The 13,104-nt window shown below is 64.1% G+C and carries 13 protein-coding genes; 10 read left to right on the top strand and 3 right to left on the bottom strand.

All coding sequences use genetic code 11. The features are described 5' to 3' along the window. Positions 1-45 precede the first annotated feature (45 nt). Both gyrA and RLDS_RS34640 read left to right on the top strand, forming a co-directional pair. Positions 46-2,736: a DNA gyrase subunit A gene (gene gyrA, locus RLDS_RS34645; RefSeq protein ID WP_021225031.1), complete on the top strand. Its 2,691-nt coding sequence runs from the start codon at positions 46-48 to the stop codon at positions 2,734-2,736. Further along, positions 2,733-3,080, top strand: a complete 348-nt coding sequence (locus RLDS_RS34640; protein ID WP_021225030.1) for a DUF952 domain-containing protein — start codon at positions 2,733-2,735, stop codon at positions 3,078-3,080. The genes gyrA and RLDS_RS34640 overlap by 4 nt, the downstream gene beginning before the upstream one ends. 23 nt (positions 3,081-3,103) lie before the next feature. On the opposite strand, the gene RLDS_RS34635 is transcribed toward RLDS_RS34640, so the two are convergent. Further along, on the bottom strand, positions 3,104-4,228 hold the full coding sequence (locus tag RLDS_RS34635; protein WP_031297602.1) for a glycosyltransferase: 1,125 nt from the start codon (positions 4,226-4,228) through the stop codon (positions 3,104-3,106). A gap of 53 nt (positions 4,229-4,281) precedes the next feature. On the opposite strand from RLDS_RS34635, the gene RLDS_RS34630 reads away from it, so the two are divergent. The 8 genes from RLDS_RS34630 to RLDS_RS34595 all read left to right on the top strand — a co-directional run bounded on the left by RLDS_RS34630 (position 4,282) and on the right by RLDS_RS34595 (position 11,129). Further along, positions 4,282-5,169: a lysophospholipid acyltransferase family protein gene (locus RLDS_RS34630; protein WP_021225028.1), complete on the top strand. Its 888-nt coding sequence runs from the start codon at positions 4,282-4,284 to the stop codon at positions 5,167-5,169. A gap of 9 nt (positions 5,170-5,178) precedes the next feature. Then, on the top strand, positions 5,179-5,823 hold the full coding sequence (locus tag RLDS_RS34625) for a phosphoribosylanthranilate isomerase (RefSeq protein WP_021225027.1): 645 nt from the start codon (positions 5,179-5,181) through the stop codon (positions 5,821-5,823). Between the two features lie 104 nt (positions 5,824-5,927). Further along, the gene (gene trpB, locus RLDS_RS34620; RefSeq protein WP_021225026.1) at positions 5,928-7,169 is read left to right on the top strand and encodes a tryptophan synthase subunit beta; all 1,242 of its coding nucleotides are present in this window, start codon (positions 5,928-5,930) and stop codon (positions 7,167-7,169) included. A gap of 69 nt (positions 7,170-7,238) precedes the next feature. After that, positions 7,239-7,607, top strand: a complete 369-nt coding sequence (locus tag RLDS_RS55165) for an endonuclease domain-containing protein (RefSeq protein WP_408021105.1) — start codon at positions 7,239-7,241, stop codon at positions 7,605-7,607. Further along, a complete protein-coding gene (gene trpA / locus RLDS_RS34610) occupies positions 7,604-8,422 on the top strand; it encodes a tryptophan synthase subunit alpha (protein WP_021225024.1) in 819 nt (272 codons plus the stop codon). Before RLDS_RS55165 ends, trpA begins: the two co-directional genes overlap by 4 nt. Beyond that, positions 8,419-9,267, top strand: coding sequence for an acetyl-CoA carboxylase, carboxyltransferase subunit beta (gene accD, locus RLDS_RS34605; RefSeq protein ID WP_021225023.1), 849 nt, complete (start codon positions 8,419-8,421; stop codon positions 9,265-9,267). Before trpA ends, accD begins: the two co-directional genes overlap by 4 nt. Positions 9,268-9,294: 27 nt before the next feature. Next, positions 9,295-10,623 (top strand): bifunctional folylpolyglutamate synthase/dihydrofolate synthase, encoded by a 1,329-nt coding sequence (locus RLDS_RS34600; RefSeq protein WP_021225022.1) that lies wholly within the window; start codon positions 9,295-9,297, stop codon positions 10,621-10,623. Between the two features lie 65 nt (positions 10,624-10,688). Beyond that, the gene (locus tag RLDS_RS34595; protein ID WP_021225021.1) at positions 10,689-11,129 is read left to right on the top strand and encodes a DUF6628 family protein; all 441 of its coding nucleotides are present in this window, start codon (positions 10,689-10,691) and stop codon (positions 11,127-11,129) included. On the opposite strand, the gene RLDS_RS34590 is transcribed toward RLDS_RS34595, so the two are convergent. Together RLDS_RS34590 and RLDS_RS34585 are read right to left on the bottom strand one after the other, a co-directional pair. Then, entirely contained in the window at positions 11,114-12,439 is a 1,326-nt protein-coding gene (locus RLDS_RS34590) for an AmpG family muropeptide MFS transporter (RefSeq protein ID WP_021225020.1), read from the bottom strand. The genes RLDS_RS34595 and RLDS_RS34590 overlap by 16 nt on opposite strands. Positions 12,440-12,517: 78 nt before the next feature. Continuing rightward, positions 12,518-12,976 (bottom strand): response regulator, encoded by a 459-nt coding sequence (locus RLDS_RS34585; RefSeq protein ID WP_021225019.1) that lies wholly within the window; start codon positions 12,974-12,976, stop codon positions 12,518-12,520. Positions 12,977-13,104: the final 128 nt, after the last annotated feature.

Raw genomic sequence — 13,104 nt, 5'->3', positions numbered from 1 at the left:
CTAGTGCTTGGCCATCGCAACGCACCATCCAAAAAGAGAATCGCATTGACCGACGAGACCGTCCTCGCCGACCCTTCGGATATCAGCCCCATCTCCATCGTCGATGAGATGAAGGCCAGCTATCTCGATTACGCCATGTCCGTCATCGTCGCCCGCGCCCTGCCGGACGTGCGCGACGGGTTGAAGCCGGTCCACCGGCGCATTCTCTTCTCCGCCCAGGAATCGGGCTTCGTTTACAACCGTCCCTACCGCAAGTCCGCCCGCCTGATCGGTGAGGTGATGGGTAAATATCACCCGCATGGTGACAGTTCGATCTACGACGCCTTGGCGCGGATGACGCAGGACTGGTCGATGCGCGTGCCGCTGATCGATGGGCAGGGCAATTTCGGCTCCATGGACCCCGATCCGCCGGCGGCCATGCGCTACACCGAAGCGCGCCTCGCCAAGGTCGCGAATGCGCTGCTGGAGGACCTAGACAAGGATACGGTCGACTTCACGCCCAACTATGACGCGTCCGAAAGCGAGCCGCAGGTTCTGCCGGCCCGCTTCCCCAATCTGCTGGTCAATGGCGCGGGCGGCATCGCGGTCGGCATGGCGACCAACATCCCGCCGCATAACCTCGGCGAAGTGCTGCGCGCCTGCCTCGCCTATATCGACAATCCCGGCATCACCACCGACGAACTGATCCAGATCGTCCCCGGCCCCGATTTCCCGACCGCGCCGCTGATCCTTGGCCAGTCCGGCGCTCGGAGCGCCTACAATACCGGTCGTGGTTCGATCATCATGCGCGCCCGGCACGATATCGAGGAAGGACGCGGCGACCGTCGCTCGATCGTGCTGACGTCCATCCCCTATCAGGTCGGCAAATCGGGCCTTGTCGAGAAGATCGCCGAAGCCGCCAAGGACAAGCGGATCGAGGGCATCAGCGACATCCGCGACGAATCGAGCCGCGAAGGCGTGCGCATCGTCATGGATTTGAAGCGCGACGCGACCCCCGAAGTCGTGCTCAACCAACTTTGGCGCAACACGCCCGCGCAGTCGAGCTTCCCGGCGAACATGCTCGCCATTCGCGGTGGTCGCCCGGAAGTCCTGGGCCTGCGCGACATCATCGAAGCCTTCATCAAGTTCCGCGAAGAGGTCATCACCCGGCGGACGAAATATGAACTGAACAAGGCGCGCGACCGGGCGCATATTTTGCTCGGCCTGGTGGTCGCCGTCACCAATCTGGACGAGGTGGTAAAGATCATCCGCGGATCGTCCAGCCCGGCCGAAGCGCGCGAGGCGCTGCTGGCGCGCGAATGGCCCATCGGCGAGATCGCGTCCTATCTGCGGCTGGTCGAAGCGATCGAAGGCGATATCGAGGGCGACACATATAAGCTGTCGGACATTCAGGTGCGCGCGATCCTGGACCTGCGCCTGCACCGGCTGACGGCGCTGGGTCGCGACGAAATCGGCAAGGAACTGGCAGAACTGGCCGAAGCCATCACCGAATATCTCGCCATCCTCGCCGACCGCGTCAAACTCTATGCCGTCATGCGCGAGGAGTTCGAAGCGATCGAGAGCGAGTTTGCAACGCCGCGCCTGTCGGAAATCACCGCCGCTGCCGACGGGATCGACGATGAAGACTTGATCGAGCGCGAAGATATGGTCGTCACCGTGACCATGCAGGGCTATATCAAGCGCACGCCACTTGATACCTTCCGGGCGCAGGCTCGGGGCGGCAAGGGACGCAGCGGCATGGCGACCAAGGACGAGGACGCCGTCACCGAATTGTTCGTGACCTCAACCCATACGCCGGTCCTCTTCTTCTCGACCGCGGGCAAGGTCTATCGCCTCAAGGTCTGGCGTCTGCCAGAAGGCGGGCCGGCAACGCGCGGGCGACCGATGGTCAACCTGCTGCCGCTGGGACCAGGCGAAACCATTTCCACCGTCCTTCCGCTGCCGGAGGATGAGGCGGAATGGGCCGATCTGCACGTCATGTTCGCGACCGCCAAGGGATCGGTCCGCCGCAACAGCATGGACGCCTTTGCCAACGTCCCATCCAACGGCAAGATCGCGATGAAGTTCGAGGGCGAGGATGAGGATGACCGGCTGATCGGTGTCGCCTTGCTCGACGAAAGCGACGATGTGCTGCTCGCCACCCATATGGGCAAGGCGATCCGCTTCCAGGCGGAGGATGTGCGCGAATTTCAGAGCCGCAATTCGACGGGTGTGCGCGGCATGAGGCTGGCCGATGGCGATTCGGTGATTTCGCTGTCCGTGCTGCATCGGTCGGGCGCGGATGCCGATCAGCGCGAGGAATATCTGCGCTTCGCCCCATGGAAACCCGAAAAGGACGGCGAGATGCAGGACCAGGAGGTCTTTGCCCGCATGCAGGAGAATGAGCAGTTCATCCTGACCGTGTGCGCCAACGGCTATGGCAAACTGTCGTCAGCCTATGAATATCGCCGCACCGGGCGCGGTGGACAGGGGATCACCAACATCGACAATATCGGTCGCAATGGCCCGGTGGTCGCCAGCTTCCCGGCGACCCGCGCCGATCAGCTGATGCTCGTGACGGATCAGGCGAAGCTTATTCGCATGGGTCTTGATTCGCTGCGTGTCATCGGCCGCAATTCGGCGGGCGTGCGCCTGTTCAATGTGGCCGACAATGAGCATGTCGTCAGCGCCGCGAAGATCGAGGAGAGCGAAGCGGAGGCTGATCTGGACGGCGAAGGCGACAGCAGCGAAGCATGAGCGAGCTGTTCGCCTACAAGGTGCTGACCGCAGAGCAGTTCGACCAGTTCAAGGCCGACGGCGTGTTCAGGGGCGCGCCGGTCGACCTGGCCGATGGCTATATTCACATGTCGACGCGCGAGCAGGCGGCGGAGACGGTGACGAAGCATTTTGCCGGGCAGGACCGGCTGATCATGCTGATGATCGACCTCGCGCCCTTTGGCGATGCGGTGAAATGGGAGGTGTCGCGCGGTGGGGCGTTCTTCCCGCATCTCTATGGCGACCTGCCGATGAGCGCGGTGGCGGGCAAGGTGGTGCTGCGCATCGGCGATGATGGCCAGCATCAGTTTCCGGCCGGATTTTAATCTCATACCCGCTGGTGTTGAGACTATATGTCAGCTGGGAGGCGACACATGCTCGTGACCCGGCCGCGCTTCACGCGATAAAGCCATCCGCCCCAGCGAATGTCATTCGACATGGCAGCCGCTAGCTGAACGGCAAGATGCGCCCATGTGACCGCAAAGGGGGTGACCATGTCCCAATAGAGCGAGCGCTGAACTACCTTTGCCTGGCCCGGTTCGAGAACGGAAGTCGCGATCTTCCGTCGGATCAGCGCCCGGCCCCAGCCTGCCCCGTAGCCGATTGCGATCGCCGTCCAGCTGCCCCAGCCGATCGCCCACAGCCAGGCGGCCGATTGCGCCGCGACGACACCGGTTGCGATGCCCCACATGCGCAGGCTGTTGGTGCGGACGTGCCGATATTGGCGCACGCCAAAGGCCAGCAGGTCGGCGGCGCGACCCTCGATCGGGCTGGCGACCAGCAAATCGCGCACCGGCCGCATCCGCAGTTTCGCGCGCCATCCGGCAAGGCCAATGCTCATATCGTCGGACAGTCGCCCCGCCAGCACCGCGTCCAGGTCCAGACGGTCAGCCACCGCGCGCGTCATCGCCATCGCCCCGCCCCAGGGCATGGTGGCGGTGGCCGAGCGCGGCAAGGTCGCGAGCTGCATTTCCACGGCGCCGACCAGACCCGACATCCATCCACGACCGGGCAGCAGCAGGCGATAGCCCGTCACGATATCCGCCTTGTCGCGCGCCAGCGGAAACAGCAGCCGCCCGAGCAGCCGCGCGGGTGGGACAATGTCGGCGTCCAGAAACACCAGGCAGCGGTCTTCAGGCCTTAAGTCCCGCAGAGCCGCGCGCAACTTGTGCACCTTCTGCCCTTCATCCTGGGCAGTGCCGGCAGCGATAAATTGCACCCAGTCGCCCTCGCGCGCCGCCAGGTCGCGCGCGGCGGGGCAGTCCCCCGATGTTGCCAGGATCAGGCGAAAGCGGACATGCTGCGCCTTCAATCGTGCGATGAGGTTAGGCGACCCGTCCCAATCGTCGCGCAGGCTCAGCACGACGGCAACGCCCTCTGGCGCCTCTTCCTTCCGCTCAGTCGGCAGGTGACGCCAATAGGTCGCCACGCCGATCAGGGTGAGCATCTGAAGAATTGCCCAGAGCCATATCATCCTTGCCGCCGCACCCTTTACCGTTTCGACCGCTGCTGTATGACGCTCGGCCCATGCTCTCCAACCCCTTTCTCTTCGCTCTGATGCGTCATCTGCCAGCGCCCATGGCGTCGTCGCTTGGCGGATGGCTGTCGGCGCATGTCGCGCGGCGCAACATGAAACTGCGCGATGCGCGGGCACGGGCCAATCTGGCGATCCTGCGGCCTGATCTGCCCGAAGCCGAGCGCGAGGCGATTCTGACCCGGCGATGGGTCAATGTCGGGCGGACCATGGCGGAACTGGCCAATATCGACCGGCTGGTGAACGACGCGCATGTGCGGGTCATCGATGCGGCGGGCTACAGCCAGGTTCTGGATGGTCCCGGACCGATGATCGCGCTCACCTGTCATCTGGGCAATTGGGATTTGCTCGCCGCGCACATCAAATGGTCGACCGACCGGCCGGGCCTGGGCGTCTATGAAGACCCCGAAGACCCCAGGATCGCCGCTCAACTCAAGAAAGCGCGCTCCAGCTATATGGGCGAAGCGATCGGCGGCGAGGGCGCGGCGCGTGGTGTTCTCAAGCATCTGACGCAGAAGGACCGTGCGACGCTCTATATCCTCGCCGATGAGCGGCGCGAGCGGCAAGTGTGGTTCCCGACCTTCAGCCGGCCGCTGATGCCTTCGGGCAATTTGTCGATCGCGCTGCGACTGGCGCGCAAGGTCGGCGCGCGCATCCTGCCCTTCTACCTGCTGCGCACCAAAGGTCCCCGGTTCGACCTGCATTGGCATGCGCCGCTTGACCCCAGGGATATGAGCGATGCCGCCATTATTGCTGCGCTGGACGCCTATCTTGGCGCGGCCTGCATCGCCCATGCCGACCAGTGGCTGGCGCTGCATGACATGGACTTGACGATGGAGGGCCATCGCCCGCCATGTGACTTCGCGTCGGATGACCGCTAAAGCGCGGCCATGTCTCGACTCGCGATCAAGATTTGCGGCCTGTCGACGCTCGAAACGGTGGGCTCGGCCGTGCGCGCTGGGGCGACCCATCTGGGCTTTGTGCATTTCCCCAAAAGCCCACGCCATGTGGAGGCCGACCAGATGCGCGCGCTCGCCGCGCCAGTGCCGACGTATGTCGAGCGGGTCGCCGTTGTGGTGGATGCCGACGACGCCGACCTGGCGCGCATCGCCGAAACCGGAGCGATCAGCGCCTTGCAATTGCATGGAAAGGAAAGCCCCGAACGCGCAGCCGCCGTCCGCGCGCGCTTCGGACTGCCGGTGTGGAAGGCCATTTCCGTTAAGACACGGTCCGACATAGAGTGCGCGGCCGCCTATGCCGGGGCCGTTGATCGCCTGCTGTTCGACGCCAAGACGCCCGATGGCGCCGCGCTGCCCGGCGGCATGGGCCTGCGCTTCGACTGGGCATTGCTGCGCGGCGTAGCGATCCCCGCCCCCTGGGGCCTGTCGGGCGGGCTGTCGATCGCCAATGTCTGTGACGCCATCCGCGAAACCGGCGCGCCGCTGATCGACATTTCGTCGGGTGTGGAGGACGCGCCGGGCATCAAGAGTGTGGACAAGATCATGGCCTTCTGCAAAGCGGTATCCGCATGTTGACGTTCATTGCCCCTGCCCCGCGCATTGAAGGACGATGGCGCTGATCGCGTGCCAGCCGGCACCTGCGACCGCCCTTATTTTCGTCCTTCTGGAAAGACCGATTCATGACTGACACCATCGCCCTGCCCAACAGCCTGCGCAGCCAGCCCGACGCCAATGGCCATTTCGGCGCGTTCGGCGGTCGTTACGTCGCCGAAACGCTGATGCCGCTGATCTTGGAATTGGAAAAGGTCTACAACGCCGCCAAGGCGGACCCGGCGTTCGACGCGGAGATGGCCGAATTGCTCCGCACCTATGTCGGCCGCCCCAACCCGCTTTATTATGCCGGACGGTTGACCGAAGCGCTGCGCGCAAAGGCGGAACCCGGCAAGGGCGCGAAAATCTATCTGAAGCGCGAGGAACTCAACCACACCGGCGCGCACAAGATCAATAATTGTATTGGGCAAGCATTGCTCGCCCGCCGCATGGGCAAGAAGAAGGTCATCGCGGAAACCGGGGCTGGCCAGCATGGCGTCGCCACTGCGACCGTCGCGGCGCTCTTTGGCCTGGAATGCAAGATTTTCATGGGCGCCAAGGATGTCGAGCGGCAGAAGCCCAACGTCTTTCGCATGAAGCTGCTCGGCGCGGAAGTCATCCCGGTCCATTCGGGATCGTCCACCCTCAAAGACTCGATGAACGACGCGCTGCGCCATTGGGTGTCGAACGTGCATGACACCTTTTACATCATCGGCACGGCGGCGGGGCCGCACCCCTATCCCGAACTGGTGCGTGATTTTCAGTCGGTGATCGGCAAGGAAACCCGCGCGCAGATGCTGGAAGCCGAAGGGCGCCTGCCCGACATGCTGATCGCCCCGGTCGGTGGCGGGTCCAACGCCATCGGCATGTTCCACCCCTTCCTCGACGATCCGGAAGTGGCGATGATCGGCGTGGAGGCGGCTGGCGAAGGGCTGACCGGCAAGCATGCGGCCAGCCTGGCGGGCGGCGCATCAGGCATATTGCACGGCAACCGCACCTATCTGCTTCAGGATGAGGACGGCCAGATCACCGAAGCGCACAGCATTTCGGCCGGCCTTGATTACCCGGGCATCGGCCCCGAACATAGCTGGCTGCATGAAATCGGCCGGGTCAACTATATGCCGATCAAGGATGACGAAGCGCTGGAAAGCTTCCAGTCGCTCTCGCGCCTCGAAGGCATCATTCCCGCGCTGGAATCCGCCCACGCCATCGCCGCCGCCGAGCAGGTGGCTACTACTCTGGACGCGGACAAGATCATCGTCGTCAACCTGTCGGGTCGCGGCGACAAGGACATTTTTACCGTGGCCGATGCGCTGGGAGTGGAGATGTGAGACCTCCCCTTTCAAAAGCCCTCTCCCCTTCAGGGGGGAGGGTTGGGAGGGGGGATATTGCGTAACCCGGTGCTGACAGAGCGAGCCCGCGCAATGCGTAAGGGGGCTACAGAGCCCGAGCAGCGATTGTGGTTGGCGCTTAGGGCAGAACGGCTACACGGCTTGAAATTCAGACGGCAAAAAGTGGTTGGCCCCTTCATCGTTGATTTTGCATGCCGACGCCCCATGCTGATCATTGAAATCGATGGTGACAGTCACGCTTCGCGGCGGGAATATGATGAAAGTCGGAGTGCTTTTCTTCATCAATGTGGCTATCGGGTGCTGCGATTTGCCAATCATGACGTGATGACGAACATGGAAGCTGTATTGATGAGCATTGTCGAAGCGGCTGGACAGCCCCCTCTCCCAATCCTCTCCCCTGAAGGGGAGAGGGCTTGACTGACCGCCTTTCCACCCGCTTCGCCGCCTGCAAGGCGCAAGGGCGCGCTGCGCTCATCACCTTCGTGACGGCGGGCGACCCCGACGTCGGGTCCACGCCCGCCATCCTGGATGCGCTGGTCGCGGGCGGCGCGGATATCATCGAGCTTGGCATGCCCTTCACCGATCCCATGGCCGATGGGCCGGCGATCGAGCTGGCGAACCTGCGCAGCCTGGGATCGGGCACGAGAACGAAGGACATATTCGCCATCGCCGCCGATTTCCGCGCCCGTCATCCCGACACGCCGCTCATCCTGATGGGCTATGCCAATCCCATGCTGGTGCGCGGCGCGGACTGGTTCGCGGACCAGTGCAAAGCGGCGGGCGTCGATGGCGTCATTTGCGTCGACGTGCCGCCCGAAGAAGATGCCGAGATCGGCCCCGCCCTGCGCGCGGCCAGCGTCCATCCGGTGCGCCTGGCGACGCCGACCACGGATGCGCAGCGCCTGCCCGCCGTTCTCGAGGGCGCGAGCGGGTTCCTCTACCATGTCGCGGTCGCTGGCGTGACCGGCAAGCAGCAGGCGGCGCAATCGTCGATCGAGATGGCCGTCGCCCGATTGAAGGCTGCGACCGACCTGCCGGTGGCGGTCGGCTTTGGCGTCCGCACGCCCGAACAGGCCGCCGCGATCGGCCGCGTTGCCGATGGCGTCGTCGTCGGATCGGCGATCGTCGACATTGTCGGCAGCCATGGCGATGCCGCCGCGCCCTTCGTCCAGGAATTCGTCGCCGCGCTGCGCGGCGCGCTCACCCATCAAGACCAAGAGACTGCCGCATGAGCTGGATCAACCGCGTCCGCAACGCCCTGCCCTTCACCAAGAAGGAAACCACCGCCGAAACGCTGTGGCACAAATGCCCGTCCTGCGCGGAAATGGTGTTCATCAAGGAGTGGGAAGAAAATCTGTCGGTCTGCCCGCGCTGCGACCATCATGGCCGAATCGGCCCGGCGGCGCGGTTCGAACAGATATTGGACGCCGGTTTCATCCTGTTGCCGACGCCCCATGTGCCCGAAGACCCGCTGAAATTCCGCGACACCAAACGCTATCCCGACCGCATGAAGGCTGCGCGCCAGGCCACTGGTGATCAGGACGCGCTGATCAACGCGCGCGGCGCGATCGACGATGTTCCGCTGGTGATGGGGGTGCAGAATTTCGCCTTCATGGGCGGGTCCATGGGCATGGGCGTCGGCGCGGCCTTCATCCAGGGCGTCAATGATGCGATCGCGCATGATTGCCCCTATGTGATCTTCACCGCCGCGGGCGGCGCGCGGATGCAGGAAGGCATATTGTCGCTGATGCAGATGCCCCGCGCGACCGTCGCCATCCAGAAGCTGCACGCCAAGGGATTGCCCTATATCGTGGTGCTAACCGATCCGACGACCGGCGGCGTCACCGCGAGCTACGCCATGCTGGGCGACATCCAGATCGCCGAACCCAATGCGCTGATCGGGTTCGCCGGGCAGCGCGTGATCGAGAGCACGATTCGTGAAAAGCTGCCCGAAGGGTTCCAGCGCGCCGAATATTTGCTCGACCATGGCATGCTGGACATGGTGGTCCATCGCCGCGACCTGCGCGATACGCTGGCGCGGGTGATCGGCTATCTGCGGCCGCGCGCCGCCGCCTGACCGCCACGCGCCAAGGGGAGCAGCGCCGTGGCCGATCATGCCGTTTCCGACGATCCGGACGTGCAGGCGCAACTCGACCGGCTCTGGTCGCTGTCGCCGGGCGCGGACATATTGGGGCTTGAACGGATCACGCGGCTGCTGGAGCGGCTGGGCGATCCGCATCGCGCGCTGCCGCCCGTGTTTCATGTCGCGGGCACCAATGGCAAGGGGTCGACCTGCGCCTTCCTTCGCGCGGCGATGGAGGCCGATGGCAAGAGCGTCCATGTCTTTACCTCGCCGCATCTGGTGCGCTTCAACGAACGGATCCGCATCGCGGGCCAGTTGATCGACGACGCGATGCTGGCGCGCTATCTGGAGCGCGTGCTGGACATTGCGGAAGGCGTGAATGCCAGCTTCTTTGAAGTGACGACCGCCGCCGCCTTTCTGGCCTTCGCCGAACATCGCGCCGACGCCTGCATCATTGAGGTGGGACTGGGCGGACGGCTGGACGCGACCAACGTCATAGCTGACCCGGTCGTCTGCGGCATAGCGCAGCTGGGCATCGATCATCAGGCCTTTCTGGGCGACACGCTGGCGCAGATCGCGGCGGAAAAGGCCGGGATCGCCAAGGCTGGCGCGCCTTTGGTGACGCAGCGCTATCCCGATCCGCTCGGTCCGGTCATGGAAGCCGCCGCGCAAAGGGTCGGAACCCAATGGATTGGCCAGGGAGACGGATGGGATGCCGCCGTCTATCGCGAGCGGCTCCACTATCGCGACGCGCAGGGGCGGCTCGATACGCCCTTGCCGCGTCTTGCCGGCGCGCATCAGGCGCAAAACGCGGCGCTCGCCATCGCGATGCTGCGGCATCAGCAGGCTGTGCCGCTGTCGGATGCCGCAGTGAAAGCTGCGCCGCTTTGGGCGCAATGGCCCGCGCGATTGCAGCGGCTGGACCGCCGCCCCTTGCTCACGCCCTTGCCGCCCGACACGGTCGCGTGGCTGGACGGCGGCCATAATGCCGCAGCGGGTGAGGCCATCGCCGCTTATTTCACGCCCGACAGGCTGGATGGCCAGATGCTTCACCTTGTGATCGGCATGCTGGCCAACAAGGATATCGATGCTTTCCTCGCACCGTTCGCGGGGATCGTCGGGCATATCCATGCGCTGCCGGTGCCGGGACATGACCATCATCCAGCCGAGCGCTTTGCCACGATCGCCGATCAATGGGGCGTCGGCTTCACGGCGCATGATGGCCCAGAGGCGGCGATCCAAGTCATAGCGGCAAGCCTTCCGGCCGACGGATCGCCCAAGCTGCTGATCGGCGGATCGCTCTATTTGGCCGGGCAAATTTTGCGACTGAATGGGCAACTCCCCGACTGATTATACTTGCGACTGACTCTCAATAGCGTATCCTCCACTCACATCAGTTGAGAAGGCGCGATTCTATGGCTTATGGAGAGACTTCCCCCATCGACCTGCCCCGGCCCATCCCCGGCGGCTACGGCAATCGGCTGTTCCTGTTCGTGATGCGGCGCATGGCGAGCGCCGGCGTGAATGACGCCCATGCCGCCAACGCCATGCTGGGGGCCTTTGGACGCAGCTATCGACGGCCGCTGGTGCTGATGCGCGCGATGATGCTGGAACTGGCTCGCGCGTCGAGCCGCCGGATCATGGTGGCGCCCTGCTGCTGCGCGCGCATGACTGCGGACGAAGCCATGATGATGGAGGCGACCGGCCTTGCCCTGCGGGACCCGAACCAGGCCTATGAGCAGGTGAGCGCGCTGCTGGGAAACGACCATGCGCTCGGCGCCCTCACCTGCCTTCAGGCGGTGGCGCAGGCGCATAGCGACCTGGGCCGGCCGCTGGATCTCTACGCGGCGGCCTGATCCTTTCCAGTCTTTGCGGCCGTTCCGACGCTGGCGTCGATCAGCCCGGCCCGCATCATCAGCCAGAAGAGCAATATGCCGGGCACGGCGAACGCCGTCGTCAGCAAATAGAAATCGACATAGCCAAACCGCTCGATCAGCGCGCCGGCCGTCGTGCCTGTCAGAAACCGGCCGACGATGCTGGCGGCCGCAGAGATCAGCGCATATTGCGAGGCGGTGAAGCGCAGGTCGCACAGGGCGGAGAAATAGGCGACGACGGTGACGCCGCCGATGCCGCTGGCGAAATTTTCAAAGCCGATCGCGCCGGCCATCCCCCAATTGCTTTTGCCGAGTGCCGCCAGCGCGGCAAAGCTGAAATTGGACACGCACATGAGCACCAGGCTGATCAGCACCGATCGCTTCATGCCGAGCCGCGCATAAAGAATGCCGCCAATGAAAATCCCGACAAGATAAGCCCAGAAGCCCATGCCGACGTCATAAATGGCGATCTCATCATTGCTGTAGCCCATGTCGTCAAACAGCAGGCGGAAGGTCAGGTTGGCCAGTGTATCGCCAATCTTGTGCAACAGGATGAACAGCAGCACCAGGAACGCGCCGCGCCGGCGGAAAAATTCGGCCAGCGGTCCTGCGATGGATTGCCAGACCTCCGCCAGGCCGCGGCGACTGGCGGCTTCGCGGTGGCGCGCCGGCTCTCCGACGATCAGGCCCGTCAGCATCGCGGGTAACGCGAACACGACGCAGGCCAGATAGGCGCCATGCCAGCCTATGCGCGCCGCCAGCACGAGCGCCAGCGATCCGGCCGCCACCGACCCGATGCGCCACCCATATTGCGACATGCCCGAGCCGATGCCCAATTGGCGTGGCTCCAATATCTCGATGCGATAGGCATCGATGACGATATCATAGGTCGCGCCCGCAAAGCCGACCAGGATCGCGGCATAAGCGGTCTGGAGCAGACTAGTCGTTGGGTCCACCAAGGCGAGGTTGACGACCGCGAGGATCGACAAGGCGCCGGCAATCAGCAGCCAGGACACACGCTGCCCCAGACGGCCGATCAGTGGCACCCGCACGCCATCGACAATCCACGCCCAAATCCATTTCAGATTATAGACGAGAAACGCCAGGGTAAAGGCCGTCACTGCCTTCTTGTCGATCCCGTCCTGCGCCAGGCGTGTCGTAAGGGTTGCGCCAATCATCGCAAAGGGAAAACCGGAAGAGACGCCCAGAAAGAAGGCGGCAAGCGGCGCTTTTTCCGCGTAGGGTTTGACGGCATCGGCCCATGAGCGCCTGCCCTGCGTAACGTCATTCATAAATGCGCGCGATCCCCTTGGCGTCGATTTGCGCCACCATATGATGCGCTGCGCGTCAGGCAAGCACGGATTAAGGGATCAGGCGCGCGGCTCGAACAGGGTAAGGCCCGCCGGCAGCTTGGGCCGGCGCGCGCCGCGCAGGACCGCGTCCACCACCTGAATCGCTGCAATCAGGTCCCGCTGCGCATAAGGTTTGGAAAGGCAGCCGATCGCAAGAGCGCGTGCATCCCCTGGGCAGCGGCCCGTGACGAACAGCACAGGCAGGCCGCGTTCGGCTGCATAACGCGCCACATCGATACCGCTTTTGTCCCCCGGCAGGGCGACGTCGGCAACCACCAGGTCCACGTCGCCCTCATCGATGACGCGCACGGCATGATCATAGTCATCGACCGTCGCGGCAATCCGGTAGCCGGCCTGTTCTAGCGCATGTTCATTGTCGAAGGCGACAAGCGGTTCGTCTTCCACCACGAGGATGGACTGGATGGCCTTGCGCCGCGATGGCCGCTTCTCTTCCTCTTTCAACAAACCGAAAAACATTTGCCAAGCCCGCCCTGAGTCCGCCATGCGATAAGAGAAACGCCGCGCGCCCGCACCGGGTTGCCCGATGGGGCCGAAAACTCCTTCGCCCAAGCGCCGGAGCGGCACATTTCAGCTCAATGCTGGCT

The organism is Sphingobium lactosutens DS20, from assembly GCF_000445105.1.
In the GTDB taxonomy this organism is placed as follows: Bacteria; Pseudomonadota; Alphaproteobacteria; order Sphingomonadales; family Sphingomonadaceae; genus Sphingobium; species Sphingobium lactosutens.
The sequence above is the reverse complement of the archived record's forward strand: the minus strand, read 5'-3'. Positions and strand labels throughout refer to the sequence as shown.

Bases quoted from the DNA above. Each gene is read 5' to 3' on its own strand.
- RLDS_RS34640 (WP_021225030.1), top strand. From the start codon at position 2,733: ATGAGCGAGCTGTTCGCCTACAAGGTGCTGACCGCAGAGCAGTTCGAC.
- RLDS_RS34635 (WP_031297602.1), bottom strand. From the start codon at position 4,228: ATGATATGGCTCTGGGCAATTCTTCAGATGCTCACCCTGATCGGCGTG.
- RLDS_RS34630 (WP_021225028.1), top strand. From the start codon at position 4,282: ATGCTCTCCAACCCCTTTCTCTTCGCTCTGATGCGTCATCTGCCAGCG.
- RLDS_RS34625 (WP_021225027.1), top strand. From the start codon at position 5,179: ATGTCTCGACTCGCGATCAAGATTTGCGGCCTGTCGACGCTCGAAACG.
- trpB (WP_021225026.1), top strand. From the start codon at position 5,928: ATGACTGACACCATCGCCCTGCCCAACAGCCTGCGCAGCCAGCCCGAC.
- accD (WP_021225023.1), top strand. From the start codon at position 8,419: ATGAGCTGGATCAACCGCGTCCGCAACGCCCTGCCCTTCACCAAGAAG.
- RLDS_RS34595 (WP_021225021.1), top strand. From the start codon at position 10,689: ATGGCTTATGGAGAGACTTCCCCCATCGACCTGCCCCGGCCCATCCCC.
- RLDS_RS34590 (WP_021225020.1), bottom strand. From the start codon at position 12,439: ATGAATGACGTTACGCAGGGCAGGCGCTCATGGGCCGATGCCGTCAAA.
- RLDS_RS34585 (WP_021225019.1), bottom strand. From the start codon at position 12,976: ATGTTTTTCGGTTTGTTGAAAGAGGAAGAGAAGCGGCCATCGCGGCGC.